A 26,790-nucleotide genomic window follows, 5' to 3' on the forward strand; every position below is an offset into this window, starting at 1 on the left:
CTTAGAAAAAAACAAGCCCAAAGTCTATAAGCTTTGGGCTGTTCCTATTTTTAAAAAGAAAATCCAATTAAAATTCATGATTTTAATAAACACAGGCCTAGCTACTTACAGTTTTGTTTTCCTTTACAGTCTATCCTTTTTGTCCACTAGCGATTTTAACCAAATTTTGTTATCTTTATTAGTTAAGCTTGGTTTATGCAAAAAGATGGAAAAGTCAAAAGATAAAGTCAAAGAACCCTTTTCTGCCTATGGAAGCTACTCCTATGCAGACTACCTCTCCTGGCAATTGGATGAGATGGTGGAATTGATTCGGGGAAAAGTATTCAGGCAGGCGGCAGCAGCTCCTCGTAGAATCCATGAAGAACTTACGGTAGCCTTGGTTACGAGAATTCATGGATATTTAAAAGGAGGAAGCTGTAAGGTGTATACCGCCCCCTTTGATGTGCGACTTCCGGTTTCTTCCAGAAAGCACAAGGATATCGATACTGTAGTGCAGCCGGACCTCTGTGTGGTCTGCAATCCGGAAAAGCTGGACGAATTAGGCTGTGTGGGTGCCCCGGACTTAGTCATAGAAATTCTCTCCTCTGGAAATAATAAAAAAGAACTGCAATTGAAATATGAGGTGTATGAGGCCTCCGGAGTCAAGGAATATTGGGTGATCCATCCTGATGAACGCACCTTGTTGATCTATACCCTGGAAACCGGAAATTACCGTCCTTCTCGGTTGTACACCATGGGAGATAGGGTCAAGTCGGAGGTTCTCCTCGGATTTGAGTTGGATTTGGATGAGGTGTTTGGGGAATTGTAAGTTCAAACGACAACTATAAGATCTCTTTATAACTGAGGAATATAAATTAGAACTATATAATTGTTAATTGAGGATTACATACAATTACAAACTTTATCTACAGGTTAATTCGTTCAAATCTTGTTATCTTTATTAAGCAACTTCGATTTTTGTGAAAGATGGAAAAGTCAAAAGATAAAGTCAAAGAGCCCTTTTCAGCATATGGAAGCTATTCCTATGCAGACTACCTCTCCTGGCAACTAGATGAAATGGTGGAGCTGATTCGCGGAAAAGTATTCAGGCAGGCGGCTGCAGCGCCTAGAAGGATACACCAAGAAGTTTCTATGGTGCTTTCAAATACGCTCTATCAATTTTTAAAAGGGAAAACCTGCAAAGTATATGTAGCCCCATTTGATGTGCGCCTTCCGGTCTCATCCAGAAAGCACAAGGATATCGATACCGTAGTGCAACCGGACCTATGTGTAGTCTGCGATCGGGAAAAACTGGACGAGCTGGGCTGTATAGGTGCCCCGGACCTGATCGTAGAAATTCTCTCCCCGGAAATAATAAAAAGGAACTGCAATTGAAATATGAGGTATATGAGGCCTCAGGAGTGAAGGAATATTGGGTGATCCATCCTGACGAACGTACCTTGTTGATCTATACCTTGGAAGCAGGAAAATACCACTCCTCCCGGTTGTACACAATGGGAGACTGTATCAATTCTCAGGCGCTTGCTGGTTTTGAGTTGGATTTGGATGAGGTGTTTAGGGAATTGTAAGTTCAATCGACAACTATAAGATCTCTTTATAACTGAGGAATATAAATTAGAACTATATAATTGTTAATTGAGGATTACAAACAATTACAAACTTTATCTACCGATTAATTCGTCCTAATATTGTTACCTTTAATAAGCAACTTTGATTTTTGTGAAAGATGGAAAAGTCAAAAGATAAAGTCAAAGAACCCTTTACCGCATATGGAAGCTATTCTTATGCAGATTATCTTTCTTGGCAAATGGATGAGATGGTGGAATTGATTAATGGAAGAGTGTTTCGACAGGCAGCGGCACCAAGGCTAATTCACCAACGAATCTCAGGGAAAATTTTTCACCAACTCTTTACTTTTCTTCAAGGAAAAAGCTGCGAAGTATTTTCTGCTCCATTTGACGTTCCCTTACCAGTTTCCTCTAGGGATCTTGACAAGATTGATACCGTGGTGCAACCGGACCTCTGTGTGGTCTGCGATCCGGAAAAACTGGACGAACTGGGCTGTATAGGTGCCCCGGACCTGGTCGTAGAAATTCTCTCGCCAGGAAATAATAAAAAAGAACTGCAACTGAAATATGAAGTGTACGAGTCCTCCGGAGTGAAGGAGTATTGGATCATTCATCCCGACGAGCGTACCCTGTTAATCTATAACCTGGAAGGAGGAAAATACCAACCTTCCCGCCTATTTACCTTGGGAGATCGGGTAAAGTCACAGGCTCTTGCTGGGTTTGAATTAGATTTGAATGAGGTGTTTGGGGAATTGTAAGTTCAACTTATTGGGTTTTCATAGACCATCAAAAAAGCATTGCCATTTTAACCCCTTCCTCCATAAACCAAATCCCTATCACATTAAAACTCATTCTATAACTCACTATAAATACGATGGGTATCCATTGTTTTTATTAATTCAATTGTAGCCTTAAAGGTTTAATGCTATTATTGTGTTTAAAACGAATAAGAATCAACCCAAAATGAACAAATACATCCTTGCTTTTGCCCTTCTCAGTAATTTAACCCTTGCTAATTCTTGCTCAGAAAGCCAAAAAACAATCAGACCACAGAAGACAGTCCAAATAATTTTTTACAGGACAAAAAGTTTTTAGAAAAATTTGATCCTAATCTTGTGGAGCTTAGTACGGATGACAACCAAGCAAAAATCCTGGTATCCCCTAAGTACCAAGGGAAAGTTTTCACCTCTACCGCAGCAGGTGAAAATGGAGAAAGCTTTGGCTGGATAAACTATAAAGCATTTGAAGGCCCATTAGACAAACACATGAATGCCTATGGAGGTGAAAGTCGCCTTTGGCTTGGGCCGGAAGGAAACAAGTACTCCCTGTACTTTGAACCGGGTAAAAATATGGTGTTTGAAAACTGGCACACTCCTGCAGCCATTGACCATGAACCCTGGGAAAAAACCAAGTCTGGCCCGAGAGAAATAGCCATGACCAAAGCAACCTCCATTACCAACTATCAGGGAACCGAGTTTAAGCTACAGCTTCAGCGAACTGTTGCACTTCTGGAAAAGGAAGAAATCTTAAAAAACATTGCTTTGACAGCCGATGTCTCTGCCATCAAAATGATAGGCTATACCACCATCAATTCCATTCAAAACACCGGCGATTTCCCATGGACCCCTGAAACCGGAGCCCCCTGCCTTTGGGTTTTGGACATGTTTAGGCCTAGCGCAAAAACCACCATTGTATTGCCTCTCAAGCCAAATGACACCAAAGAAGGGCTTACCACCAACTATTTCGGTGAAATTCCTGAGGAAAGAATTGCCATCACTGATAATTACTTATTCTTAAAGGCCGATGGCCAAAGCAGAGGAAAAGTGGGCGTATCCCCCGAAAGAGGACTTCCTATGGCTGCCAGCTATGACCATCTCAACAAATTATTGACCATCACTACCTTCAATATTTCGTCTGAATTGCCCTACCTTAATCAAGAGTGGAACACCGATGCTGATCCTTTCAAAGGGGATGCGGTCAATGCTTATAATGATGGCCCCTTGGAAGATGGTAACCAGATGGGTCCCTTTTACGAATTAGAGAGTGTTTCTCCCGGAGCTTTCCTTTCTCCCGGCCAAAGCATGGAGCATTTCCACAATGTCTATCACTTTACCGGAGACGAAAATGCTTTAGATGAAATTACTCGCCAATTATTGGGGATTACTATTGCAGAGATAAATGAGGCGTTTGGTAATGATTAATTGTTAATTGTCAATTGTTTTTTCTTCTATGGCCCTTGCCTGAGAAATTTTGTCTCCTGAGTGTTGCCTGAGGCACTTAAAAGTCGGTACCTGAGCTTGTCGAGTTCCCGGTGCCTGAGCTTGTCGAAGGCAAAGGGACATTTGAGCGAAAACTCCTTTGTTTTTTCACTTTGGTGTTAAAGAAAAGCCAGACACCAAAGTAAACTGATTAAGTTAGGGCTTTAGCTTCTTTTATAAGGGATGCCTACATACTTTTCTGCCTTTAAATCAAGGCATTCGATCAACGCAATGATTTAAACCTCAATCAACTAAAAAAAATGAAAGGCTTCATCAAAAATAAGCATGGGTAGAAAACCATAGACTGCTGAAATGGTAGTACTTGATTTTGGCGGTATTGTTGCCCTCATTCTGCAACAATGCTTACAAAATCATTTCGTAACCGGTTAATTAGCAATCCTTTCGCACGAATCGGAGACTATCTAAACAATAAAATTAAACCATTTAACAAAAAGACAGCATTTTATTAAAGTACAAACAACCTACTGCTCAAAGGATTTTTATATATTTATTTGTTGGAAATTTCTTCAATAAAAATTCATAAAAATCTCCACCCACTTATGCTCAAAATTAAGTTAACCCCATTTCTTTTTATTATTGCTTTATTGCTAAACATCTCCTGTAAAGAAAAAGCACCTGTGGCAAAACGAGTAATTATGCTGGGAATTGATGGCTTTTCACTGGAAGGGTATCAGAAAGCAAAGACGCCTAATATAGATGCATTGTTTGCAGATGGGGTGATTTCTACCAGTACTAGAACAGTAATGCCCTCTGTTACCATGCCCAACTGGACCAGTCACTTAACCGGGGTGGCCCCGAGCAACATGGTGTTTTCGGCAATGGCTGGGAGAAAGAAGACCACACCATTGCTCCCCAGGAAATGGATCAGGATGGCTATTACCCTTCAATATTTAAGGTTGCAAAGGACAATGTCCCCAATATCAAGACCGCTTTCTATTTTAATTGGAAAAGCCTCATCAAGCCTTTCAATAAGAAATACCTCGATGAGTATAGGTTTGAGGAAGACGATCGGTACGATCAAAATTATCAGGCAGCCTTTGATTTTATTGTTAGCAACCAAGAAGTACCAACATTGATTTTTCTTTATTCGGTGCATGTAGACCATGCCGGACACGGACACGAGTGGATGTCTCCGGAATTTATCACGGCCATTGAGGAAATTGATGTAAAAATCGGGGAATTTGTAAAGCAACTAAAGGCGGAAGGATTATATGAAGAAAGCAACTTTTTACTCTTTACAGATCATGGGGGAATAGGCACAAGTCATGGCGGTACATCTGTTCAGGAAATGATTGTTCCTTGGATGATCAAAGGCCCAGAAATAAATAAATCTGTTGAGTTAAATTCTCCCAATTCAAATGCCAACACCTCTGCAGTAGTAGCCAAATTATTTGGAATCGAGGACACCCCTGAATCCTGGATTGCGAAGGTTCCTTCTGGAATATTTAGTGGCAAAGATTGATGAAATTTGATAGAGGCTTTTGATTGGCTGATCTGATTCTGAAAATTAATCTAAACTAGACATAATGGAAATCCATGTTTAAACGTGGGAGAGGTAATGGGATTCGGATTAGCATCCCTATTTGCTATTTCAGGTTAAAAGGAGTGAACATTAATTCACTCCTTTTTCCACCCCCTAAACTTTCCTGTGAGAAATGTGGGTATATTGAGATCAATTAATCCCCCACTACTTAAGTTGAAGCTTGGGAGAAAATACTTTGATATTCCATAACAATACAAATACCAACATCACGATAAGTACACCACCACCTAAGTTTAACCAAGTGAAAAATTCAACCCAAGACGAGTGGGTATAAAAAACTCTTTATAAATCAATATTCCCACACTGGCCAAGTAACCCAGCGCATCTGCCACATAAAATAAGAACCCTACCGTTCCCTTGTATTGCAAAAAGGCGAGCAACCTTTCGAACAATAAACAGTGGAATAGTATATATGGCAGGTATACACTAAAGCCCGAACCTATCATCCAAATTACAGGGCCAACTTGACCTTGTTTAAAAAGGAATGTTACAATTACCATAAGAATTGCGCTGATGATTGTTGCCAAAACACCTAACAGAAAAGCCTTTTTATTATCAATCACCAATATACCTAAAGCACTTATAATCAAAACCACTATTGCTATGGGTAACTCTGTCAGGGTGATTAACTCAGGCTGATGGGACATATTAAATGAAGCCCAAAACTCAACAATAAAATTATCTCTAAAATCCCTAACTACTGTCAGTAACACATACACCAGCACAAGAACAAAAAAAACGGCTCCATGTTTCTTCATAAAATCTAAACGCGCCTTTTTATCCATCGGAACCCTTTCCGTTCGAAGCTTCTTATCTATAGCAGTGGGTGGTTTGCTTTTATTTAAGCCATAAGCAGCAATAAGGAGCATCGGAAAGAAAACTGCCCCGGTAACAAAAGGCATCATCCATTCACTTATTTGAAAACCCTGCATCAACCAAATACCAGTTGATTTAACCAGCCCAGTAGAAAAAATGAATGTTGCACTTAAGCCTGCTGCCAACAGCTCTGAATTTTTTCTACCTTCTAGATACACCAAAACCAGCCCAAAAATCATCCCTAACGGCAATCCATTTAAGAACATGGTTAGCGGTTTAAGGGGGACAGGGACATAAGCAAATGCCAAAAACATTAACAGGCCAAACCCTACAAGTCCAACTATTGCCCCAAAACGTTTATAGGGTGGGATCTCAGGCACTAGCCGTATACCTATAAATTTTGAAACCATATATCCCAATACTTGTCCAATAATCAACAGGGTTTTAAAATGAAAACCGGATACCGCTTCCACCCCTTCAAACTGTCCCGCTAAAAATGATTTTCTAACAGCATACATTCCAGTGTATGCCATAAATGCGGTGCAAACCAATAATACGTCCGTCTTGGAAATTGAAACCTTATTAAGTTTACCCATGAAAATTGAAGCTTGTTATCTTTTACAGAATTACTTTATTAATAAATTATCGCTTGTAAATGTAGACGCAAAGCTGAAATTGAAACCTAATTCTGGTATTATCAAAACAATAAATTTTCGTTAAGGGAAATTAATTTTTCTTATAAAGAAAATTTTAAGAACTTTAACTTTTAAAACTGTTTGGATATAAGAGCTTATTTATAGCTATTAAATTAAAATTGGATGGATAATTCCGCTTACCTCACCACTTGGATTGGCTCCAAAATAAAGGACATCAGAAAATCACAACACTTGAAGTTAGGTGACCTTGCTGATAAATCTGGAATTAGTATTGCCATGCTTTCAAAAATCGAAAACGGAAGAGTATTCCCAACCTTGCCCTCTTTGATTCAAGTACTCGCTACCCTCAATGTGGACTTAAACGTGTTTTTTGCAGACCTACAAACCGAAAAAGAATTTCCGGGTTACCTATTGAAGCGGAAAAATGAGTACCGCTCTGTAAAGAAAGAAGAGGAAGCCATAGGGTTTGACTACCAATTGATTTTAAATCATAAAATTGAACGTTCTTCTATGGAAATTTCCTTGCTAACCATTGCTAGGAATTCCCAAAGAGAACCGGTCACCACAGATGGTATTGAATACCTGTATGTGATCAGTGGAAGCCTTATCTATGAATTGGGAGACAAGGTATTTGATTTAGAGGAAGGAGATTCTTTATTATTCAATGGAAACATCCCACACCTACCTAAAAACCATAACAGTACAGATGCCCAACTTTTAGTCATATACTTTATAGAAATCAGATAATCTACTTACAGCATGGAAAAAGTCGCTATTGCAAAGGTTTTTATTGAACCTGAGTCCCCTTTTATTACGCGCTCAGTTGCTTTCCCTTCTTTGGCAGAAGGCGAACTACTGGTAAAAATCGATTTTTCTACTATCTGCACCAGTGATTTGCATTCCTTTTTCGGAAGAAGGCATGCTTGCAGCCATAGTGTTTTGGGTCATGAAATCATTGGAATCATTGAAAAAATGTCCACAAAGGACATGTATGACTATTATGGAAATCAGCTCAATATAGGAGACAGCATCACCTGGACCATATATGCCCATGACCCAGACTCAATAAACGCCAAGAAGGGGTATCCTCAAAAATCCGAAGCGCTATATAAATATGGTCATGAGCAAATGAATGACACCTACAAGCTCAATGGGGGATTTGCTAGCCATTGTCATTTGCGAAAAAACACTACCCTATTTAAGCTTCCAAAAAATCTGAGCAATTTAGAAGCTGCTCCATTGAATTGCACCCATGCCACCATTGCAGGGGCTTTGCGATTGGCAGGGGATCTGAATAATAAAAACATTTTGGTCAACGGAGTGGGTATGCTTGGGCTCTCTGCCTGTGCCATGGCCAAGGAGGAAGGGGCTAAGAATGTTTGGAGTCAGGATATCGATTCTAAAAAAGCTACCAACTCCTTAAAGTTTGGAGCCAAAAAACCTTTATCTACGGTGAAGGTGAGATTAGTCCTGCCGTTGATGCTGAAGGAGGTATAGACGTAATTATTGAAACATCGGGTAATCCCGAAGCCATTGAGTATTGTTTAAAACTTCTGGGGATAGGCGGAACCCTAGTTTTGGTAGGCTCAGTCTTTTCACAGCGGGACCTTACCATCAACGGAGAATATTTGGTAAGAAATCTCCTTACTATCAAAGGGCTCCATAATTACATCCCGGAAGACTTGGCCACTGCCATAAATTTTATGGAAAAAGCTCATCTCAAGTATCCTTTCGAAAGCCTTGTAGGCAAAACCTTTAGTCTTCAGGAATTGGACGAAGCTTTTGCTACCGCCCAAAATGGGGGATATTACAGAATAGGCATCCTTCCTTAGAATAAGTTTGAGGAATTACAATATGAACTTAATACTTAATTTTATTGACATCCTGTTTAAAAAATAATCATGTTTGATCTAATCGTAGTTGGAGGTGGAGTTTTGGGAGCTTTCCACGCCTATCATGCCCTAAAAAACGGTTTAAAGGTGGCCTTGATTGAGAAAGATAAGGCCCCTCAAGGTGCCACTGTTCGCAATTTTGGGCAGGTAGTACCTTCCGGAATGAATGAAAAATGGCAGACCTATGGAAGGGAAAGCCTGGAGATTTATAAAGAAATACATGCTCAAATAGACCTTACAATTAGGAACCAAGGTACTATATACTTAGCTTCAGATCCTGAAGAAATGCAGTTGCTAGAAGAATTGAGAGAAATTAATTCATCAAAAGATTATACTTCCACATTGATTTCCAAGGAGAATTGCCTCAAAAAATACCCGGGTTTAAGGCCTGACTATATCAAAGGTGGTTTGTATTTTCCACAGGAACTTACTGTGGAGCCAAGGTTAATGATCAAACGACTGTTGCAGGCAATGGTTCTGGATATGGGCTTGATCTATAAACCTGATACTTCAGTTCATTCATGTGAAAACACCGGTTCGTTGGTGAAGACATCCACAGCCTGTGGCCAAAAACTAAAATCTTCAAAGGTCATTGTTTGCAATGGTAGTGAATTTAAAACCTTGTATCCTGCTATTTTTGCAGGAAGCAATATGGAAATTTCTAAATTGCAGATGATGCAAACCAAAATCCAGCCTAAATCTTTTCACCTTCCAGGATCTATATTGACCGGGACTTCTATTCGCAGGTACGAGGCATTTCAGGAGTGTCCCTCCTACCATACCATAAAAGAAAATGAAAGAAAAGATAGTCCTGAAAAAAGTGGGGCATTCACATTCTTTTCAAGCAGGCTATGGATGGTTCTGTAATCTTGGGAGATTCCCACGAATACGCTTCTGTAGAAAACAGAAATAGCCTGGGCTTCGACTTAAAGGTGGAAATTGATGAATTAATGTTGAAGATGGCCGGTCAAATTTTTGATCTTCCAAGCTATGAAATAGCCTACCGTTGGTATGGAATCTATTCCCAATGCAAAAATGGAGAGGTATTTGAAAAAACTATTGATAACAATATACATATTGTCACCGGTATTGGTGGTAAAGGAATGACAGGAAGTCCTGCATTCGCCAAAGAAAATATATTAAAACTATTCAATTTACAACAATGAAAAATATTAAACTAGTGGTACTGGATATGGCAGGAACTACTGTGGATGAAGACAATGTAGTCTACAAAACCGTTCAAAAGGTAATCAATGACAAAGGCTTTAACGTTAGTTTGGATGAGGTTTTAGCCCATGGCGCAGGAAAAGAAAAACATCAGGCAATTACAGATGTACTGAAAGCCTGCACCGATGCTACAGATATCGACACCATTGCAGATGAGGCCTTTGCAAATTTTAAGCCAACACTAAAATTTACCTACATGCAACTCAAGGTTAAAACTTTTCCCGGAGTAAAGGAAATGATGGAAAACCTGAGAAATAATGGGGTATATGTGGTATTAAATACCGGTTATGATAGAAAAACAGCTTCATCTTTATTATTGAAACTAGGCTGGGAAACAGGCAGGGACATCGATGGATTGGTAACTGCAGACGATGTCTCAAATGGCCGACCACAACCGGATATGATTTACAAAGCCATGAATATATGTGGCATTACTGAACCTCAAGAAGTGCTTAAAGCCGGTGATTCCACCATCGATATAGAAGAAGGAAAAAATGCTAATTGTGGTTTAACAATTGGGGTATTAACCGGGGCACAAAATGAAACCCAATTAAAAACAGCAACACCGGATTATATCTTACCAAGTCTGGCAACTCTCAATAAGGTTTTAAAAGCTTAATTTGAACATGGGTTCAGCCCCTTTAGAAATAAATAATTTGGCCAATACCAGGACAATTACGCCATTTATTTCGTACTGTTTATGCGTCAATTATTGTGATTGCATAGCCCAAGTATGCAATATAAATACGAATGCATACCTGAAAACAAACTAAATTGCTGAACCATGAAAAAAACTACCAAAACGAAACATTACAGTGAGATTTTTCCAGCTACGTGGGCCGGAATTCCTTCCGGCCTTTTGACGCTATTGCTTAGCACCTTTCTTTTATTTGGCTGTTTAAGTAACAGCGAAACTGAGCCTGAAATCATTATTGAACCTCCTTATAGCTCTTTAATTGGCACAGACACCATTTCTTCAGGGGATTATAAGCAATTCAGTATAGGAACAAATGCTGAACACACGTATGCTGCTGTCAACCTTTTTAAAGAAGAAATAGGGCTGGATTATATGAATGTAGTATCAAATATTTATTCCGATTTAGCGGAGCTGGAGGAAAAGCTTCCTCTTTACCATTATATTTTTATGGATGAAGAAAAGGGTACTTCTACTGGTGTCCAATTGGGAATTAAGGAAGACCGTATTGCAACCATCTTTTTAGGCAATGGGGAAGAATTAGAAAATGGCCAACAGATTTATCACAATCTGCTATTCGAAAAGGGGATGAGGTGACTACCTTATTTGACAAGCTGAAAACAATCAGCCAAAATGACAAATACAAAAAGAAATTTGAGGCGATCAATTTATTAACCAAAGATTTGTCGAAACCTTATGACTCCCAAATGTCCAAATCTCCCCAATGGTATTTTGGTTATACTTTAACAGATAATAAAATGGATGTTGTCAAACTGAATTTTGAAGAAGGAATTCTAAAGAACATTATTATCAATCACTTTGAAACTTACTAAAGAGCTAAACCCTGCATACAGTTTAATTCCCTAGTAATTCAAACCCGGCACAAATTTGCATATTGCAAATTCTTGGCCATACAGCAGTTGAAAAATCAAAAAACCACCTATGAAAATCAATCATAGGTGGTTTTTATTTCCCTGAAGCCCCAATCAAGTGGTTGGCTCGGCAATTTTTTGTTTATGCGTTACGGGATTAGCATACATGGCTAAAAAATTATGTACAGCCACCTCATTGTTCATGTCTATTCCATTGGCCATTCTTTCCTCAAAGGCTATTTTTTCCTCCTTTGAATAATGGTCCTCGTATTTATTGGTGTTGTGCATCAAGTCTAAGGCAATGTAATTGGAAGGCCAAAGCTGATAATTGTGAACAATTATCCGGTCCAACTCTTCTGCAAGTAATTGTAGTTGTTTATTTAGAGGAACTTCGGCCCCAAAAACATCAGCGATCTCTTCGTCTAATACTTTGCCTACAGAGATGTGAATTCGTTTCTTTTGTCCCATGATTCCGCTAACCAAGGTTCTAAAATCCTCATTTTTTTGCTTTACATATATCTCCTCTCGGGCTTTGGCCATTAATTCAGGCATTTTAAGCACATCTGTAGGATCATTTTCATACGAAATAGAAACAGGAACAATTTTTAATTGCTGAAAATAATCCTTTAATGGAGTATCGCCACTTGCCATGGTAAGCATCTTCAGCATGCCTTTCTGTGTCAAATCCATACCATCTTTAGTGCGTCCTTCCCTTTGAGCAATCCATACCGATCGATTCTCCTTGAACAGTGCTTCTCTGATGTATTCAGAATTCAATTTTGAATTCTCAAACATTGCCTTTGGGCTAAGTCCTCTAAAAACAACAAAGTTTCGGGTAATCCTTGACAAGGCCTTTAGAAAAGGTTTCTTTACCAGGTTATCCCCTATTGCTGAGGTGGTCATCACCAAACCATGTTCAAACAAGGTAGCATTTAGCAAAGAAGTATCAAGGATAATATCTCTGTGGTTAGATATAAATAGGTAGGCAGTATTAGGTTTTAGGTTTTCAAATCCTGAAGTAGACAATCCATCAGAACTTATTTTTAATACTTTAAGAACCGCATCATATATGATCTTAGTTTGAAAGTCTCTGATAGAGTGGATATCGGATAACATTTCCGCCCATTCTGCCTCTGATCTGTCAGGAAAAGTGAAATTTAGTATGGCCTTCATCATGGGATGCTGGCCATATTCTTTCAATGCCTGATTGACTTCATTATCATAAAAAGGTCTTATCGGATCAAATTTGGACATATAATATTATTTTCTAGGGCGCAAATTACTAAAAATGCCTCAAAGGATAGTTCCTTTTATCAAACAATAGTAATTGAACATAAAAAAGCCCCTTATATGGGGCTTTTTGTAGCTAATTTATTTGAATAAAAGTTGTAAGATTTAGATTTTAACAAAGGTTATCTTACAGTTCTTTTACTTTGATGTCTTTCCATGAAATTTTAAGACCACCACCACTGTGGATTTGAAGGGCCAATTGTCCTTCTCCTTCACCGATTTTTTCATCAGTATAATCAATCATTTCAACACCATTTAACCAAGTGGTTACACGATCATCCACAACTCGGATTTTAATGTCATTCCACTCACCAAATTTCAAGTTTTTATCTTTTTCAGGATCTGGTTTGATCAACCAACCACGACCATAGGATTCATAAACTCCACCGGTATCATTACCCGGAGGTGCAACTTCTACCTGCCAACCTGAAACTTTGGTCCCTTCAAAAGTTGAACGAAAGAAGATACCACTGTTACCATCTTCGTCTTGCTTGAATTTAGCAGTTAACTCAAAGTTTTTATAGTCTTTTTCGGTACCTAAATAACCATATTCACCGTCAGGACCACTTTCTGAGACCAAGATACCGTCTTCAACGTACCATTTTTCAGTACCATAAACAGTCCAACCGCTAAGGTCTTTTCCATTGAACAAGTCTGTGCCATTAGATGCGCATGACATTACAAGCACTGCAGCCAACATCATGGCGCTAGTTTTAATTAGTGATTTCATCATTACGTTTAAATATTAGATTTAATTATACTAATTTCATATTTACAGGATCCCACTTAATAAATTCATCCTGAAAATAACTGTCATTACACAATAAAGCCGGTGCAGCTGCTCGGAAAGCAAATACCGGGTTTTCTTCAACTTGCCCGTTTTCTCTAATCGCCTTAAAGAAATTTCCAAAGTGATCATAATGTGCGCCTTTATAACCCGGCTCTACTTTATAAACCACTTCATTGGGAGGTAAAATTTTCTTACGGTCGGATACCTCTCCTCTCATTTTTGCCTGAGCTTCTAAGAATGGGTCATCACTGGAAGTTTGCTTGTTCGTCTTCACAACCACTTCGTCCCATTTGACATCCATTGACCCTTTACTGCCAACAATTTTTAAATAGGTAGAACCACTGGTTCCATCCACAAAATTGCAACGCAAAGACAAGTTAAAGCCCGGATGTTGTTCACTATCCGGATATTGAAACATCCCCAACAACACATCAGGAACCTCTCTACCATCCTTCCAATACCTCAATCCACCCATAGCAGACACCTTATTGGGACCTAAGGAATTGGTAATAAAATGTAAACTAGTAAATAAATGTACAAAAAGATCTCCGGACATCCCTGTACCATAATCCAAATAATTTCTCCACCTGAAAAATCTTAAAGGATCAAATGGCCTCTCTGTGGTATTGGAAATATACCTTTCCCAATCCACAGTTTCAGGTGTTCCATCTGCTGGCACATTGTACTGCCAAGCTCCCGGAGGAGAATGTCTAGCCCAAAAACCTTCTGCATAATTTATATCTCCAATGACACCTTCTGCCAAAAGTTCTTTGGCTTTCTCATTGCCAAGGCTGGATATTCCTTGACTACCTACCATCATTATCTTTCCGTATTTCTTCCATGCGTCAATCACATCCTTCCCTTCATCCACGCTATGCACCATAGGTTTTTCGCAATAAACGTGCTTTCCGGCCTTCATGGCATCAATGCTGATTTGTTTGTGCCAATGATCAGGTGTACCTATCAATACCGCATCTATATCTTTCCTCTTAAGGATTTCTTTATAATCTTTTGTTAAAAATAAGTGTTGTCCCCATTTTTCCTTGGCATCATCCAATCTACCATCATACAAATCACAAACAGCAACAATGCTTACATTATCATGCTTGAGGGCAGTGTTCATGTCCTGAGAACCCATTATTCCTGCTCCAATTAGAGCAATCTTCAATTCCTGATCTGCAACAACTTCGGAAGTTCTTTTCAACTTAACCATTGATTTTTGATCTGCCTTGGCCAATGCTGCAGGTACAATAGCTGAAGCCGCTCCAGCCATACTCATTTTCTTTAAAAACGTACGCCTTTTATTGTTCATGTGATAGTGTATTAATCTACTAAATAAGGAATAAATATAAGCAATTATTAATTCATATTTTTAAGTAATCGAGTAAACTTAATACATTTTTTTATTTAATTCTAAATTTGAGTCCTCTCTAAAACCAAAAAAAAGGCCATCTCTTAAAAAGATGACCTTTACGCTTGCCTTCACAAGCGATAATTTAGCTTATGATGTAAAAGGCAGTTTTAATGGATAAAATTACCTGTTGGGATTATTTTGTTGTTGCTGATAATTTGGATTGTTATAATTGGGATTGTTTTCATCCATATATCTCTGTCCAGGCCATTGAGGGGTCAATTCTAATTCCTCTAAATTAGTTAATTCATCATTTTCAAAAGTAACCAATAAATAGAATCTATCTCCATTATTGACCCGATACACTTTTTTCCCCTCACTTATTTGGCTGATAACAGCATCTTTGTTCTGTCTCAGAAACTTGCTTTCAGACATCCCCAATTGATAAGGTACTCTTGGCTGTAAAAGTGCACATGAACTCATTATAAAGACCAAGCTCAAAATACTAATTGTTTTTTTCATAGCTAATAAATGTTTCGCTTACAAAGCACTGAAAATATATGGTAATTTCTAAGTAATAGTTATCAATAATATTGCCAATTATTTTTTCTTTGATTATAAAGGGTTTAGGTAAAGGTTAAAAATTTATTTTGTGAGTGAACCGAAAATAGTTACCTTTGTACCAAGCGGCACGACCAGCTCCCGCTGAATCCCCCAGGTCCGGAAGGAAGCAAGGGTAGGCGGTCGTAGCGGTGCGATGCCGCTTATTTTTTTATCCTTTTCCTACTCAAGCCCCTTCTTTTTGTTAATTTTGGTTTAAATTTACAGGGACAAATCAACAAACCTAAAAACAAGCATGAAATTCTTTATTGATACTGCGAATCTTAATGAAATAAAAGAAGCCTATGACCTAGGCGTATTGGATGGCGTTACAACAAACCCATCTTTAATGGCCAAAGAGGGCATAAGCGGTGACGAAAATGTCATTAACCATTACAAAGCTATTTGCGATATAGTAGACGCAAACGTTAGTGCAGAAGTAATCGCCACTGATTTTGAAGGCATCATTAAAGAAGGAAAGGAACTTGCTAAACTAGACGACAAAATTGTTGTAAAGGTACCAATGATTAAAGATGGCATTAAAGCTATCAAATATTTCTCAAGTGAAGGAATCAGAACAAACTGTACATTGGTATTTTCTCCGGGCCAAGCCATTCTTGCAGCGAAAGCCGGAGCATCCTACCTTTCTCCGTTTATTGGAAGATTGGATGACATCTCATTTGATGGTCTGGATTTAATTGCTCAAATTGTTCATATTTATCAGAATTATGGTTTTGAAACAGAAGTGCTTGCTGCCTCTGTACGTCATACCATGCACTTGGTAAAATGTGCAGAGCTTGGAGCTGATGTGGTTACCTGCCCCCTAAAAGTTATCACAGGATTATTGAACCACCCATTAACAGACAAGGGCTTGGCTCAATTTCTTGCAGATCATGCCAAAGCAAACAAATAATTTTCTTTGGAGCAGGAAAGATTCCTGCTCCAAAGAAAACCTTTGTCAAGCATTAAGGTTACAATTATAAATGAACCGGATATGTACATTATCAAAGTGAAAGGGAAGCAAAAATCCCTGATTATATACAGATCAGGGATGAGAATTTTGTGCTTGTGGCCTACTTCAGAGCCGATAGACCCTTAAAAAAATTGAGAAATTTGGACTTGGTGGTAAAGAAGAAGCGCTTAGTAAGCTTATCAAAGAGCTTCCTTTTGGCAAACTAAAAAAATTAGATCTCTGATATGGTTTTTTCCAATGAGCCGGTAGTTAAAGTAGAAAACGCTTGTATTTTTCAAGGCATCAATACCATATTAAAAAGCGTTAATTTCAGTATTGAAAAAGGAGAATTTGTATTCCTAATTGGGCGTACAGGTAGTGGAAAGAGTTCATTACTGAAAACCCTATATGCAGATTTACCATTGATAATGGGCGAAGCCAATGTAGCCGGCTACCCCATTCAAGAAATTAAAAAGAAGGAAATTCCATTTTTAAGGAGGAAACTGGGAATTGTATTTCAAGACTTCCAACTTTTCCCTGATAGAACTGTAGCTGAAAACCTTTACTTCGTACTCAGAGCCACCGGCTGGAAAGACAAACTCAAAATGAAAAACCGAATGATTGAGGTTTTAATGGGAGTTGGCCTAGGAGGGGCAGCAACCAAAATGCCGCATCAACTTTCCGGAGGTGAACAGCAAAGGGTAGTAATCGCTAGAGCACTTCTCAATGAACCCTCAATATTACTGGCAGATGAACCTACCGGTAATCTGGATCCGGACGTTTCGGATGGTATTTTTAAACTTTTTCAAGAAATAAATAAGAGAGGAACAGCTATTTTAATGGCCACCCATAATTATGAGCTATTAAAAAAATATCCTTATCGAATATTGAAATGTGAAAATGCAGAAGTACTTGACAGTAAAAACGCCCCCATTTCATTGTCAGGAAGTGGTCTGTAAGTAGCGCAATAATTTTCAATCTATTCGCTTATATATTTACCATCCAAGGCCCGAAATCACCTTTGACATTTTGCGTGAATCACAGCCGTACAAAACCAAAAAGTTTATCCAAACTTTTGTTTTCCCGGCGGGGAGAAACTTGCTTTTAATTAGCTCATTGTTTTGGTAAAAACATTGTCATTTTTAAGCCAATCCCCTCCAGCTCCACCCTTCTCTGAATTCCGTAACAAAACTTTCCCAGCAAATTATCGCTATAATATGCTAGACCAATCAAAAAATCATGGAATTAGAACACTTCTTTCAATGCCCTTATTGTCTTGCCGAAATCTCTATGCTTTTGGACCCAAGTATACCCGAGCAAAGTTATATTGAAGATTGTGAGGTTTGTTGCAATCCTATTCAGATAAGCTATCGGTTTTCCAATGGAGAAGTACAAACCTTTGAGGCAGATAGTATTGATCAATAAACTTTCTGTGCTTTTAACTTGAATTTTCTTGACTAAAGCCTATTTTAGCTTTCAAATTAAAATGGTTATGGTAAGGAATTTTTTATGCTTTCTTTTTTTATCTGTTTGTCAATTTACCTTAACGGCAGAAGCTCAGGTTCTAGAGGAAATTAAAACAGCCGGTCAAATTTATGCTTACGCTCAAATTCACGGAGATTACGAAATATTGTTGGATTTTACTTACCCTGTTCTGATAGAAAAAGCAGGAGGTAGAGAGGCCATGAAATCAATCCTCAAACAAATTCAGGAAACAAAAATCAATAAAGGGCAAAGACTCATAAAATTGACACTTGGTGAACATATCCAATACACCACCAACGCTACTGAAGTGCATGCAGTTGTCCCTGTCACCACCACCACAAAAGTACCAGGAGGGACAATTACTGGTGAGACCAACTTAATAGCTGTTGGCACAGAAGGTAGGGACAATTGGTACTTTATCGAAACCACCTCTATTAACGAGAAGAACATTAACAAAATCCTCCCCAATTGGGATTTCAACTTAGAATTGCCTTTTAACAAAGCCCCTCTATATAAAGAAGATCCCCACTGACCAAAAATCCCAGTGATTTCATCACCAAAAAAAGATTTATTGCATTTTATTGGTTTAATTTCAATATCCTGGTCGGCTTCCTCCATAGTAACAACTTAAAAATTGACAATCTCCATTTAGGGAGAATCATCAATATTAATAGAGACTGAAGAAAAAAATCACACCTGATTTTATTTTTCTTCCTTTTCGCATCCATGGCATCCCACCATTCCGGCTTGATGGCCTTCAAACCATTGAATTGCCCTGCTCCTTGCAGCCATTCACCACCGTCAATGGTTATTATTTCCCCATTAATATAAGCTGAAAACGGAGAAACAAGATACGCGGCAAGATTGGCCAATTCTTGATGTTCCCCCACCCTACCGAGAGGATTTTTCCGAGCAGGGTCAAACTTTTCTGCCAATTCTCCGGGTAGTAGGCGTTCCCAAGCACCCGAAGTAGGGAAAGGCCCCGGAGCAATGGCGTTTGAGCGGATATTATAAGGAGCCCACTCTACAGCTAAAGAACGGGTCATGGCCAAAACCCCGGCTTTGGCTGAAGCACTTGGCACCACATATGCAGATCCGGTAAAAGCATAGGTAGTGACTATATTTAAAAAAGTCCCTGCTGCCTTTTCCTTTATCCAGTTTTTACCTGCTACAAGGGTTAAGTTGGCGGTTCCTTTCAACACTATATCCACTATGGTATGGAAGGCATTGGAAGACAACCTGTTCGTAGGACTGATGAAATTTGCAGCTGCGTTATTGACTACTGCATCCACTTTACCATAATGAGCCAATCCCTGCTCATACATTTTGGCAACTTGCTCATAATCTCTTAAATCACAAGCTAGTGGAAAAACCTCTCCTCCAATCTCCTTTTCCATTGCTCTAGCAGCCTTATTCAATACATCAATATTTCTGCTACAAATCACCAGCTTCGCACCTAATGACAAAAAATAGCGCCCCATTGCAGCACCTAAACCTGTCCCTCCTCCGGAAATCATAATGACTTGATCTTTTAAAGCATTTGGGACGAGCATACCTTCCTGATATTTCATAATTTCGATTTCTGGTTACCTAAATATAACTTAAAGTACATAATTTAAAAAGGAATGAAATGTTTGGATGAAAGTTTATTGAACTTTGATTAATTTAACGGAAACAATGAAAATAACCCACAAAATGAAGCAATGTACCCCACTGGTTTTATTAATTTTTCTATTCTCTTGTAACCTAGACACCAACAAGGATCTACAAATTGACCAATCTTTTGAAGGTGAGGAAGCTTATTGGGTTTCAAAAACCTTAGATGAGCATATTTACTTGCCATTTTACGATTTCTCTGTTTACGCTAACGTAGCGTTTACAGACAGTTTACCAGGCTGTCCAACCATCAGTATTGATAGTGAACAGTATATTGTAACCATTGATTACGATACCCCTAATTGTGAAGACGGGTCAACTGACAGACAAGGAAAGCTACAGATTCAGTATAGCTCCATATCCAACAATATCAATTCGACAATAAAAATCACTTATGATGGTTACCAAACTAGTAACACCACTATTGAAGGCTTCCGATTCTTTCAAGTAACGAACAAAACAGCTTCTGAATTATTGCTCCAAGAAAACGCTGACAGCTTACTATTAATAGATGAAAATGAATCCAGTACAAAACTCGTTTTGGATCTAGTTCATGGAGGGAAAATCCGGAACAATTCACTTACAGAATTAAATATTAGTGGTTCCTTAACCGGAAGAAACTGGGGTGGAAATCAAATAGAAGCCACAATATTAAAACCGAAAATTATTAATCAGGCCTGCATTTCTCAATTGGGTTTTTATGCCGTTTCAGGTGAGGAAAGGTGGACCTTTACTCGTAGTGAAAATACACAAGTCACCCATCAATTGAACTATTCAAATACAGAGGGTTGTGAGACGACCACAACAATCAAACTAGCGGAAGGGGTAACCATGATCAAGCAGCCCTAGCATTAGCTCAAAACAAAGGTTCATAAGATTGTTAAGACTGAAAATTGGCACAATTAAACGTGAAGGAGTCAATATTATACTCCTTTTAGATTTTGGATTGAGATTTACCTATGTGAACAAGCGCATCACCGGCATTAACCACGGGCAGATTATTGATTCCAATAACAAAACCTGAGGCAGAAGCTTTGATAGGAACTTTTACTTGACCGTAGGGATCAGAAATTTTGGCAAGCATCTGTCCCTTTTTCACTTCGTCTCCTAAGGACACAGAAGCATTAAAGATCCCTGAGACCTTAGCACGGACCCAACGGCTCTCTTCAATTTTATGGGTTTTTTTCAACGGATAACTACCACTGATCATCCCAAGATATTTCAGCAATCTCCCTGTTCCGGCAATCCCCTCCTGAATGACCTGATCATCTAACCTCATCGATTCCCCCTTCAAAAACCAAAATATGCTTGTTATTTTTAAAGGCTTCCTTCCGAAAAGATTTGTCTATATGCATCGAATTAACTGTAAAATTAGCACCAAAGGCTTCGGCGAGTTCCAATCCTTTATCATCTCTGAAATCTACCCGGATTTGGGGGTAATTGGACAACATTCTCCCGCCGGTATGAAAATCAATTCCATAATCTATCTGAGGAATAATTTCATTTGTAAGAATTTGCGCAATTTGAGAAGCCAATGATCCTTTATTGTTTCCAGGAAAACTCCTATTTAAATCTCTTCCGTCAGGAAATGTTCGCGAATTACTTAAAAAACCATAGACATTCACCAAAGGGATAAAAATTAGTGTGCCTTTGATGGGTTGAAAAATATTTTCTTCAAGCATCCGCTTCACCGTGACAATACCATTGATTTCATCACCATGCACCCCCACATATGAGTACAGTTGGTCCAGGCGTACTAGAACTCCTAATAAACACCGGCAAATCTATCAGGGTATGGGTAGGTAATCTTGCAATTGCTATTTCAATATTTAAAGATTGACCGGGTCTGACCCTAATGCCGTTGATAACCATTTCTTTCATAATAAAATTAATCTTACACATTAACTGATTCTCAGCAAACAAGCTCCTGAAGCTTTTCCCCAGCCGTAAAGTTACCAATAAAATATAAAGTGCTTATTTCTTATAATCTTTCCAATTTGATCAAATAATCTTTTAATTCGTGATTTAAATATGACAATGAAGATACAGGAAAATATTTCATTAAAAGCCTACAATACCTTTGGAATAGATGTTAAGGCAAAATTCTTTACCGAAATAAGAAGCAAAGAAGACGTACTTGAAGCCATTACCTTTGCCAAAAATGCTGAATTACCTATCCTTATTTTGGGAGGAGGAAGTAATGTACTGTTCACATCGGACTTGGAAGCATTGGTATTGAAGATAAATATTGAAGGAATAGATCAAATTAAGCAAGTTAATAATAAGGTTATTTTAGCTGCTGGAGCAGGTGTAATATGGCATGATTTTGTCCTATATAGTCTTGAGCATAATTTAGCAGGTATAGAAAACCTCTCTTTAATACCGGGTACTGTAGGTGCAGCCCCCATGCAAAATATCGGTGCCTATGGAGTAGAGATTAAAGCTGTGTTCCACAGTTTGGAAGCCATCGAAATAAGTTCTGGTATTTCTAAAACTTTTTTCCCAAGGATGTGAATTTTGGTTATAGAGAAAGTGTTTTTAAAAAAGACCTTAAGGGCAAATACATTATTTATAAAGTTAATTTCAACCTCTCTACCTCACATGAGCCCAATATTAGTTATGGGGATATTCAAAAGGTATTAGAAGAAATGAATCATGCTTCGCCTACTGCTAAAAACATTAGCGAGGCAGTAATTAGCATTCGTCAATCAAAACTTCCGGATCCAAAATTTATAGGTAATGCCGGAAGCTTTTTAAGAACCCAATTATAACCACAGAAATATATAATGAATTAAAACATACCTACCCGGCTTTACCAGGTTACCCCAACGGGCCATCCCACATCAAGATTCCAGCAGCATTTTTGATTGAAAATACCGGCTGGAAAGGCAAAAAATAGGAAAGGTTGGCGTTCACGACAAACAACCATTGGTTCTAGTAAATCATGGAGGAGGCAAGGGAAAAGATATTCTTGTATTAAGTCAGAAAATCCAGCTGGATGTTCAAAACAAATTTGGCATATTCCTGGAAAGGGAGGTTAATCTTATCAATGATAAAAGCTTGATTCACCTCTAAATCAATACATCTTGGTTTTTGATGATCTTGTCGTATTTGGAAACAGTTACCCCAAATTTTTTCAGAAATTCAAGCCCTTCATCCAATCCAATCCCCTTATACTCAGCATAAGAATTTAAGAAAATAACTTTTGAAATACCCATGGAATAAATAATCCTTGCACAAGGCAGACAGGGAGCTAAAGTTACAAATAAGGTAGAACCCTCTACAGAGGCTTTATTTTTGACGGCATACAGTATAGCATTCTGCTCTGCATGTAAGGCCAACGAACAGCTGCCTTTGCTATCTCTCCTACACCCTTCCACCGGAAATTCTTCATCACAATTATGAGTACCCGGAGGTGGACCATTGTAACCGATTGAGATTATTCTAGTATCTTTAGTGAGAACAGCACCTACATGCTTTTTAATACAATGGGAACGTTGAGCTAGATTAACCGCTAGTTCCATAAAAATATCGTCAAAATCGGGTTTGTTCATTTCTTTAATCAATTAATGCATTTTCAAATTTTGCTACTAAAGCTACTCATAGGGCATCGTAAGTCAAATATACGTGAATTTCAGCTTATCACAGCCTATAAATACAATATCGACTTAATTGATTGCTTAATTTTTTTAAATTATGATCAGATAAAAAGCAAAGAATCATGGATGATTTAACCTATAAATCAAATAATTTTGCCTAAGATTTTACTTACTATACTTTTATAATTTTTTTTCATAAATACACACTGAATTGAACCTTTTGGTCTACAAATGACTTAAAACATTAAATAATACCCATTTATACCCAATAAAAACCACTCATCCTGAAATTAATTAATGCAAAAAAAACTGCCCTGAAACGCTAGAAATAGACATATTTCAATTTTTTAAAAAAAAATTGCTAATTGTCCGGTAAAAAAATGGGCAAAACATCAATTTATGCGATTATTTTTACTATTTTTATAACACTTTAAATGCTTTTTAACACGTGTTTTTTGTAGGTAAATGATTAAAATAGTATTAATAGATGATGATCCTATCAGCATTTTCGTAACTGAAAAACTGATTTCTAGAAATGTTTTGGAACCTTTCAAAGTATTTTCTTTTAGTAGCGCTACTGCTGCACTAAAGGACATTTATAAAATACGACCTGATTACTTATTCCTTGATATTAACATGCCGGAAATGAATGGGTGGGACTTTTTAGAAAAATTTCAACCTACAAAAAAAGATCCGGAAATATATATTTTAAGCAGCTCAATTGATGAAACAGATATCACCAAAGCCGGTAAATACAAAAAGGTGAAAAATTACCTAACCAAACCTTTAATTAAACAATACATCAAACTAATATTTAGCCGAAAAGGAAGTAAAAAAGGCAATTAAATAATAGAAGCTATTTTTTTATTCTACTTCTACCCTTTATTCAGCCCCATAAAAGTAGGAGTAAATAAAAATTTAACCGTTTGATAATTTTAAGTTTAGCTCAAAACCAAGTATAAATTCCTAAATTTTAGTAAATAGCAAAAATTTACAGAAATTAATTTCAATTACAAGCTTATGATAGGGGATTTTGAAGAAGCGCTTGAAGATGATTTCAAGCAAGATTATCAGGATTTAGAAGACAACGCATTTCTTGATGATGATGAGGACAATTTTGACATGGATCTCAATGACTTTGACCTTGATGAAGTAAATGATGATTTATTTGATGAGGATGATGATTTTGATTAATAAAATTATCTAACTCTCCCACTCTTCTATATGGGGGTAGTTTTTTTGGTTTAACTTGGATTCTGTAATAGGGTTTCCCCGCTGCCAATAGTCAGGGGTGAGGCCAGTCTTGTGTTTCCGGGAAGTGTGGCAAACCCAAGAAAACCATGCTGTTTGGAGATAATGGCATTTCTCTCCTATGGTGAAATTGAAAGCAGCAACGAAATGGCTGATTTTTAAGCGATTTTACCACGGAATTGATTGCATATTTATTTCGGGGTTAAGGATCAATACCTCATTAAATATATTCAGAGCTATCTGTGGTTAAATAACCAAAACTCAAATAGGTATTTCCTTAATCAGGCATATGTTAAAATGTAGAGAAACATGTCCGTCGCGGCCTAAAGTGATCCTTTTTAAAAATATACTTTGTTATCCTCCGCTAGAGTGCTAAATTGCAGGCAAATTTGACATTTAAAACCACATTATCATGTTATTAGATATATTTAGCGCCCCTATAGCATCAGGAGCACAGACTTTCTGGTTAATTGTTTCCATTTTAGTTGGTTTAGGAGCAGGGATTTCTGCCGTTGACTTTAGAAGCACGGTGTTTAAAAAAGGTAGCAAAGAAGATTAAAAAAAGCCGGTTAATTCTAACCGGCTTTTTTTATCATTTTTATTTATAATCAGGATCAATTGTGAGCTTGGTATTTTTTCCTAATATGCTCAATGTACATTTCCCATTAATCGCCGGATAGGTTTAGCAATTAGCATAAGCACCAAACCAGCCCCCACAACGGTATAAACTATCAAGAGGTATTGGTCAGGCATCTTGGACAATGCTTCGGCTGTTCCCCCGCTGGCTCCACCGGCTATTCTCCCGGCAATTAGGCTACCCATAGCGATGGATAAAAACCACATTCCCATCATTTGTCCAACAAATTTCTTAGGGGCTAATTTTGTGGTTAAACTTAAACCCACAGGACTAAGGCTTAATTCTCCAAAAGTATGGAACAGGTAGGTGATTACCAACCAAGTCGGTGCTGCCAAATCACCAGAGGCAGCAATTTTGGCTGCGAAATACATTACCAAAAAACCAATTCCTAATAGTACCAGGCCAAAGGCAAACTTAAGAGGAGAGCTTGGCTCCAGATTCTTTTAGCCAGCATTACCCACATGGCTCCAAAGAAAGGTGCAAACAGAATAATAAAGATACTATTGATAGATTGAAAATATCCTGCAGGGATCTCCCATCCCATGACCACCCTATCTGTAAACCTTTCGGCAAACAAATTCAAAGATGAGCCAGCTTGTTCAAACCCAGACCAAAAAATAGAAGAAAATACAAATAAGACCATTACTACACCTACTTTTTTCTTTTCATCACTATTTAAGCCCCCTAAAAACAATACATATAAAAAGAAAAGCAAGGCAACAATGGCAATCACAGTATTGGAAACCGCAGCTATTGCTGTAGGATCAATAGAAATTATTTCCAGAAAGAAACAGGCAATAATTATGGCAAGCACCACTAGGGAGAGCCATACTGCATTAATCAATTTACTTCTTTTTCGACTTTCAATTTCATTTTCAGGAAGAGTGAAATCCCCTACACCCCTAAGGTGCTTGCTGGTCAATTTATACTGGATCAGCCCCATTAGCATCCCAAAACCGGCCAATCCAAAACCTAAATGCCAATCATAAATGGCCAAGGTGCTACATGCAATTGGAGCCAAGAAAGCGCCCATGTTTATCCCCATATAGAAAATGGAAAACCCGGCATCTCTCTTAGAGCTATTTTCCGGGTACAGTTGTCCCACTATTGAACTAATATTGGGTTTAAGTAAACCTGTACCTAAAACTATCAAAATTAACCCGAGAAAAAATGAGTACAAATCCAGACCTGTCAATTGATCTTTCGGCAAATCGGGAGCACTTGACATGACAGAGAATAAGCCCGGAAGAGCCATGGTAAAGTGTCCTAAGGTAATAATAATCCCGCCATACCATACCGATTTTTTAAGCCCTACAAGTCGATCTGCTATCCATCCTCCCGGAAGGGCCAAGAGGTATACAAACATAGAATAAAGCCCATAGATCGCCCCGGATGTTTGGTCATCAAAACCTAGTCCTCCTGTGGCAATTGGAGCCGTCATAAATAAAATTAGTAAAGCCCGCATACCGTAGTAACTGAACCTCTCCCACATTTCAGTAAAGAAAAGGGTCATTAGACCTTTCGGATGTCCAAACAGCTGTGCGCCCTCAATTTCAAAATTTTCGTTCGGAGCATTGTGTTTACCTAAAAACTGATCTTCCTTTTTCAAAAGCGAATTATTTAAAACGTATT

At 38.1% G+C, this 26,790-nt stretch carries 26 protein-coding genes, 1 other RNA gene and 6 pseudogenes; 24 read left to right on the forward strand and 9 right to left on the reverse strand.

What is annotated here, in order from left to right:
• Nucleotides 1-205 precede the first annotated feature (205 nt).
• The 5 genes and pseudogenes from WG932_RS11365 to WG932_RS11385 all read left to right on the forward strand — a co-directional run bounded on the left by WG932_RS11365 (nucleotide 206) and on the right by WG932_RS11385 (nucleotide 5,309).
• The gene (locus WG932_RS11365) at nucleotides 206-808 is read left to right on the forward strand and encodes a Uma2 family endonuclease (RefSeq protein ID WP_483088018.1); all 603 of its coding nucleotides are present in this window, start codon (nucleotides 206-208) and stop codon (nucleotides 806-808) included.
• 158 nt (nucleotides 809-966) lie between these two features.
• Nucleotides 967-1,568, forward strand: a pseudogene (locus tag WG932_RS11370) (Uma2 family endonuclease).
• 158 nt (nucleotides 1,569-1,726) lie between these two features.
• Nucleotides 1,727-2,326 (forward strand): Uma2 family endonuclease, encoded by a 600-nt coding sequence (locus tag WG932_RS11375; RefSeq protein WP_483088019.1) that lies wholly within the window; start codon nucleotides 1,727-1,729, stop codon nucleotides 2,324-2,326.
• 261 nt (nucleotides 2,327-2,587) lie between these two features.
• Entirely contained in the window at nucleotides 2,588-3,769 is a 1,182-nt protein-coding gene (locus tag WG932_RS11380) for a DUF6786 family protein (RefSeq protein WP_483088020.1), read from the forward strand.
• 713 nt (nucleotides 3,770-4,482) lie between these two features.
• Nucleotides 4,483-5,309, forward strand: a pseudogene (locus WG932_RS11385) (alkaline phosphatase family protein).
• Nucleotides 5,310-5,623: 314 nt separating this feature from the next.
• Here the strand turns inward: WG932_RS11385 and WG932_RS11390 are convergent.
• Nucleotides 5,624-6,802, reverse strand: coding sequence for a DUF5690 family protein (locus WG932_RS11390; protein ID WP_483088021.1), 1,179 nt, complete (start codon nucleotides 6,800-6,802; stop codon nucleotides 5,624-5,626).
• A 222-nt stretch (nucleotides 6,803-7,024) separates the two neighbouring features.
• Here WG932_RS11390 and WG932_RS11395 point away from each other — a divergent pair, with 222 nt between their 5' ends.
• The 8 genes from WG932_RS11395 (at nucleotide 7,025) to WG932_RS11430 (ending at nucleotide 11,508) form a co-directional block, all read left to right on the forward strand.
• Nucleotides 7,025-7,609 (forward strand): helix-turn-helix domain-containing protein, encoded by a 585-nt coding sequence (locus WG932_RS11395; RefSeq protein ID WP_483088022.1) that lies wholly within the window; start codon nucleotides 7,025-7,027, stop codon nucleotides 7,607-7,609.
• A gap of 12 nt (nucleotides 7,610-7,621) precedes the next feature.
• Nucleotides 7,622-8,359, forward strand: a complete 738-nt coding sequence (locus WG932_RS11400) for an alcohol dehydrogenase catalytic domain-containing protein (protein WP_483088023.1) — start codon at nucleotides 7,622-7,624, stop codon at nucleotides 8,357-8,359.
• 35 nt (nucleotides 8,360-8,394) lie between these two features.
• Nucleotides 8,395-8,694 (forward strand): hypothetical protein, encoded by a 300-nt coding sequence (locus tag WG932_RS11405; protein WP_483088625.1) that lies wholly within the window; start codon nucleotides 8,395-8,397, stop codon nucleotides 8,692-8,694.
• A 69-nt stretch (nucleotides 8,695-8,763) separates the two neighbouring features.
• Complete coding sequence (locus WG932_RS11410; RefSeq protein WP_483088024.1) at nucleotides 8,764-9,621, forward strand: FAD-dependent oxidoreductase; 858 nt, start codon at nucleotides 8,764-8,766, stop codon at nucleotides 9,619-9,621.
• Nucleotides 9,606-9,920 carry an FAD-dependent oxidoreductase gene (locus WG932_RS11415; protein ID WP_483088025.1) on the forward strand — a complete coding sequence of 105 codons (315 nt, stop codon included), beginning with the start codon at nucleotides 9,606-9,608 and terminating at the stop codon, nucleotides 9,918-9,920. The genes WG932_RS11410 and WG932_RS11415 overlap by 16 nt, the downstream gene beginning before the upstream one ends.
• Nucleotides 9,917-10,600 (forward strand): phosphonatase-like hydrolase, encoded by a 684-nt coding sequence (locus WG932_RS11420; RefSeq protein WP_483088026.1) that lies wholly within the window; start codon nucleotides 9,917-9,919, stop codon nucleotides 10,598-10,600. Before WG932_RS11415 ends, WG932_RS11420 begins: the two co-directional genes overlap by 4 nt.
• Nucleotides 10,601-10,765: 165 nt before the next feature.
• Nucleotides 10,766-11,272, forward strand: a complete 507-nt coding sequence (locus WG932_RS11425) for a hypothetical protein (RefSeq protein WP_483088027.1) — start codon at nucleotides 10,766-10,768, stop codon at nucleotides 11,270-11,272.
• Nucleotides 11,269-11,508 (forward strand): hypothetical protein, encoded by a 240-nt coding sequence (locus tag WG932_RS11430; RefSeq protein WP_483088028.1) that lies wholly within the window; start codon nucleotides 11,269-11,271, stop codon nucleotides 11,506-11,508. The genes WG932_RS11425 and WG932_RS11430 overlap by 4 nt, the downstream gene beginning before the upstream one ends.
• Before the next feature lie 153 nt (nucleotides 11,509-11,661).
• Here WG932_RS11430 and WG932_RS11435 read toward each other — a convergent pair whose 3' ends face one another.
• The 4 genes from WG932_RS11435 to WG932_RS11450 form a co-directional block, all read right to left on the reverse strand.
• Nucleotides 11,662-12,801: a 1-acyl-sn-glycerol-3-phosphate acyltransferase gene (locus WG932_RS11435; protein ID WP_014018384.1), complete on the reverse strand. Its 1,140-nt coding sequence runs from the start codon at nucleotides 12,799-12,801 to the stop codon at nucleotides 11,662-11,664.
• Nucleotides 12,802-12,964: 163 nt separating this feature from the next.
• A complete protein-coding gene (locus WG932_RS11440) occupies nucleotides 12,965-13,567 on the reverse strand; it encodes a 3-keto-disaccharide hydrolase (RefSeq protein ID WP_041934895.1) in 603 nt (200 codons plus the stop codon).
• Between the two features lie 25 nt (nucleotides 13,568-13,592).
• Nucleotides 13,593-14,939 carry a Gfo/Idh/MocA family protein gene (locus tag WG932_RS11445; RefSeq protein WP_014018386.1) on the reverse strand — a complete coding sequence of 449 codons (1,347 nt, stop codon included), beginning with the start codon at nucleotides 14,937-14,939 and terminating at the stop codon, nucleotides 13,593-13,595.
• Between the two features lie 222 nt (nucleotides 14,940-15,161).
• Nucleotides 15,162-15,500, reverse strand: coding sequence for a hypothetical protein (locus WG932_RS11450; protein ID WP_014018387.1), 339 nt, complete (start codon nucleotides 15,498-15,500; stop codon nucleotides 15,162-15,164).
• A 159-nt stretch (nucleotides 15,501-15,659) separates the two neighbouring features.
• Here WG932_RS11450 and ffs point away from each other — a divergent pair.
• The 6 genes and pseudogenes from ffs to WG932_RS11480 all read left to right on the forward strand — a co-directional run bounded on the left by ffs (nucleotide 15,660) and on the right by WG932_RS11480 (nucleotide 18,547).
• Nucleotides 15,660-15,750: signal recognition particle sRNA small type (ffs, locus tag WG932_RS11455), an RNA gene on the forward strand.
• Between the two features lie 84 nt (nucleotides 15,751-15,834).
• Nucleotides 15,835-16,491: a fructose-6-phosphate aldolase gene (gene fsa / locus WG932_RS11460; protein WP_014018388.1), complete on the forward strand. Its 657-nt coding sequence runs from the start codon at nucleotides 15,835-15,837 to the stop codon at nucleotides 16,489-16,491.
• Nucleotides 16,492-16,572: 81 nt separating this feature from the next.
• A pseudogene (locus WG932_RS11465) lies at nucleotides 16,573-16,774 on the forward strand (fructose-6-phosphate aldolase).
• A 1-nt stretch (nucleotide 16,775) separates the two neighbouring features.
• Nucleotides 16,776-17,489 carry a cell division ATP-binding protein FtsE gene (locus WG932_RS11470; protein WP_014018390.1) on the forward strand — a complete coding sequence of 238 codons (714 nt, stop codon included), beginning with the start codon at nucleotides 16,776-16,778 and terminating at the stop codon, nucleotides 17,487-17,489.
• 280 nt (nucleotides 17,490-17,769) lie between these two features.
• Entirely contained in the window at nucleotides 17,770-17,955 is a 186-nt protein-coding gene (locus WG932_RS11475; protein ID WP_014018391.1) for a CPXCG motif-containing cysteine-rich protein, read from the forward strand.
• Between the two features lie 67 nt (nucleotides 17,956-18,022).
• A complete protein-coding gene (locus WG932_RS11480; RefSeq protein ID WP_483088029.1) occupies nucleotides 18,023-18,547 on the forward strand; it encodes a hypothetical protein in 525 nt (174 codons plus the stop codon).
• Between the two features lie 46 nt (nucleotides 18,548-18,593).
• Here WG932_RS11480 and WG932_RS11485 read toward each other — a convergent pair whose 3' ends face one another.
• Entirely contained in the window at nucleotides 18,594-19,586 is a 993-nt protein-coding gene (locus WG932_RS11485) for an SDR family oxidoreductase (RefSeq protein WP_483088030.1), read from the reverse strand.
• A gap of 124 nt (nucleotides 19,587-19,710) precedes the next feature.
• On the opposite strand from WG932_RS11485, the gene WG932_RS11490 reads away from it, so the two are divergent.
• Nucleotides 19,711-20,520 (forward strand): hypothetical protein, encoded by an 810-nt coding sequence (locus WG932_RS11490; protein WP_157466589.1) that lies wholly within the window; start codon nucleotides 19,711-19,713, stop codon nucleotides 20,518-20,520.
• An 85-nt stretch (nucleotides 20,521-20,605) separates the two neighbouring features.
• On the opposite strand, the pseudogene WG932_RS11495 reads toward WG932_RS11490, so the two are convergent.
• Nucleotides 20,606-21,552: pseudogene (locus WG932_RS11495) on the reverse strand (succinylglutamate desuccinylase/aspartoacylase family protein).
• A gap of 156 nt (nucleotides 21,553-21,708) precedes the next feature.
• Here WG932_RS11495 and murB point away from each other — a divergent pair.
• A pseudogene (murB, locus tag WG932_RS11500) lies at nucleotides 21,709-22,746 on the forward strand (UDP-N-acetylmuramate dehydrogenase).
• On the opposite strand, the gene WG932_RS11505 reads toward murB, so the two are convergent.
• Complete coding sequence (locus tag WG932_RS11505) at nucleotides 22,743-23,225, reverse strand: deoxycytidylate deaminase (RefSeq protein WP_014018397.1); 483 nt, start codon at nucleotides 23,223-23,225, stop codon at nucleotides 22,743-22,745. The pseudogene murB and the gene WG932_RS11505 sit on opposite strands and share 4 nt — an antisense overlap.
• A gap of 510 nt (nucleotides 23,226-23,735) precedes the next feature.
• Between WG932_RS11505 and WG932_RS11510 the strand changes: the two genes are divergently transcribed.
• From WG932_RS11510 to WG932_RS11520, 3 genes are all read left to right on the forward strand, one after another.
• On the forward strand, nucleotides 23,736-24,116 hold the full coding sequence (locus WG932_RS11510; protein ID WP_014018398.1) for a response regulator: 381 nt from the start codon (nucleotides 23,736-23,738) through the stop codon (nucleotides 24,114-24,116).
• A gap of 174 nt (nucleotides 24,117-24,290) precedes the next feature.
• Nucleotides 24,291-24,464, forward strand: a complete 174-nt coding sequence (locus tag WG932_RS11515) for a hypothetical protein (RefSeq protein WP_014018399.1) — start codon at nucleotides 24,291-24,293, stop codon at nucleotides 24,462-24,464.
• A 469-nt stretch (nucleotides 24,465-24,933) separates the two neighbouring features.
• A complete protein-coding gene (locus tag WG932_RS11520) occupies nucleotides 24,934-25,080 on the forward strand; it encodes a hypothetical protein (protein WP_014018400.1) in 147 nt (48 codons plus the stop codon).
• Nucleotides 25,081-25,169: 89 nt separating this feature from the next.
• Here WG932_RS11520 and WG932_RS11525 read toward each other — a convergent pair.
• A pseudogene (locus WG932_RS11525) lies at nucleotides 25,170-26,767 on the reverse strand (peptide MFS transporter).
• Nucleotides 26,768-26,790: the final 23 nt, after the last annotated feature.

This window comes from Cyclobacterium sp. SOCE241, from assembly GCF_056867545.1.

Excerpts from the sequence above, each read along its gene's own strand:
- WG932_RS11440 (WP_041934895.1), bottom strand. The coding sequence starts at position 13,567 with ATGAAATCACTAATTAAAACTAGCGCCATGATGTTGGCTGCAGTGCTT.
- WG932_RS11435 (WP_014018384.1), bottom strand. The coding sequence starts at position 12,801 with ATGTCCAAATTTGATCCGATAAGACCTTTTTATGATAATGAAGTCAAT.
- WG932_RS11480 (WP_483088029.1), top strand. The coding sequence starts at position 18,023 with ATGGTAAGGAATTTTTTATGCTTTCTTTTTTTATCTGTTTGTCAATTT.
- WG932_RS11450 (WP_014018387.1), bottom strand. The coding sequence starts at position 15,500 with ATGAAAAAAACAATTAGTATTTTGAGCTTGGTCTTTATAATGAGTTCA.
- WG932_RS11490 (WP_157466589.1), top strand. The coding sequence starts at position 19,711 with ATGAAGCAATGTACCCCACTGGTTTTATTAATTTTTCTATTCTCTTGT.
- WG932_RS11400 (WP_483088023.1), top strand. The coding sequence starts at position 7,622 with ATGGAAAAAGTCGCTATTGCAAAGGTTTTTATTGAACCTGAGTCCCCT.
- WG932_RS11420 (WP_483088026.1), top strand. The coding sequence starts at position 9,917 with ATGAAAAATATTAAACTAGTGGTACTGGATATGGCAGGAACTACTGTG.
- WG932_RS11375 (WP_483088019.1), top strand. The coding sequence starts at position 1,727 with ATGGAAAAGTCAAAAGATAAAGTCAAAGAACCCTTTACCGCATATGGA.
- WG932_RS11415 (WP_483088025.1), top strand. The coding sequence starts at position 9,606 with ATGGATGGTTCTGTAATCTTGGGAGATTCCCACGAATACGCTTCTGTA.
- WG932_RS11515 (WP_014018399.1), top strand. The coding sequence starts at position 24,291 with ATGATAGGGGATTTTGAAGAAGCGCTTGAAGATGATTTCAAGCAAGAT.
- WG932_RS11510 (WP_014018398.1), top strand. The coding sequence starts at position 23,736 with ATGATTAAAATAGTATTAATAGATGATGATCCTATCAGCATTTTCGTA.
- WG932_RS11425 (WP_483088027.1), top strand. The coding sequence starts at position 10,766 with ATGAAAAAAACTACCAAAACGAAACATTACAGTGAGATTTTTCCAGCT.
- fsa (WP_014018388.1), top strand. The coding sequence starts at position 15,835 with ATGAAATTCTTTATTGATACTGCGAATCTTAATGAAATAAAAGAAGCC.
- WG932_RS11410 (WP_483088024.1), top strand. The coding sequence starts at position 8,764 with ATGTTTGATCTAATCGTAGTTGGAGGTGGAGTTTTGGGAGCTTTCCAC.
- WG932_RS11505 (WP_014018397.1), bottom strand. The coding sequence starts at position 23,225 with ATGAACAAACCCGATTTTGACGATATTTTTATGGAACTAGCGGTTAAT.
- WG932_RS11520 (WP_014018400.1), top strand. The coding sequence starts at position 24,934 with ATGTTATTAGATATATTTAGCGCCCCTATAGCATCAGGAGCACAGACT.
- WG932_RS11365 (WP_483088018.1), top strand. The coding sequence starts at position 206 with ATGGAAAAGTCAAAAGATAAAGTCAAAGAACCCTTTTCTGCCTATGGA.
- WG932_RS11390 (WP_483088021.1), bottom strand. The coding sequence starts at position 6,802 with ATGGGTAAACTTAATAAGGTTTCAATTTCCAAGACGGACGTATTATTG.
- WG932_RS11445 (WP_014018386.1), bottom strand. The coding sequence starts at position 14,939 with ATGAACAATAAAAGGCGTACGTTTTTAAAGAAAATGAGTATGGCTGGA.
- WG932_RS11470 (WP_014018390.1), top strand. The coding sequence starts at position 16,776 with ATGGTTTTTTCCAATGAGCCGGTAGTTAAAGTAGAAAACGCTTGTATT.
- WG932_RS11485 (WP_483088030.1), bottom strand. The coding sequence starts at position 19,586 with ATGAAATATCAGGAAGGTATGCTCGTCCCAAATGCTTTAAAAGATCAA.
- WG932_RS11475 (WP_014018391.1), top strand. The coding sequence starts at position 17,770 with ATGGAATTAGAACACTTCTTTCAATGCCCTTATTGTCTTGCCGAAATC.
- WG932_RS11395 (WP_483088022.1), top strand. The coding sequence starts at position 7,025 with ATGGATAATTCCGCTTACCTCACCACTTGGATTGGCTCCAAAATAAAG.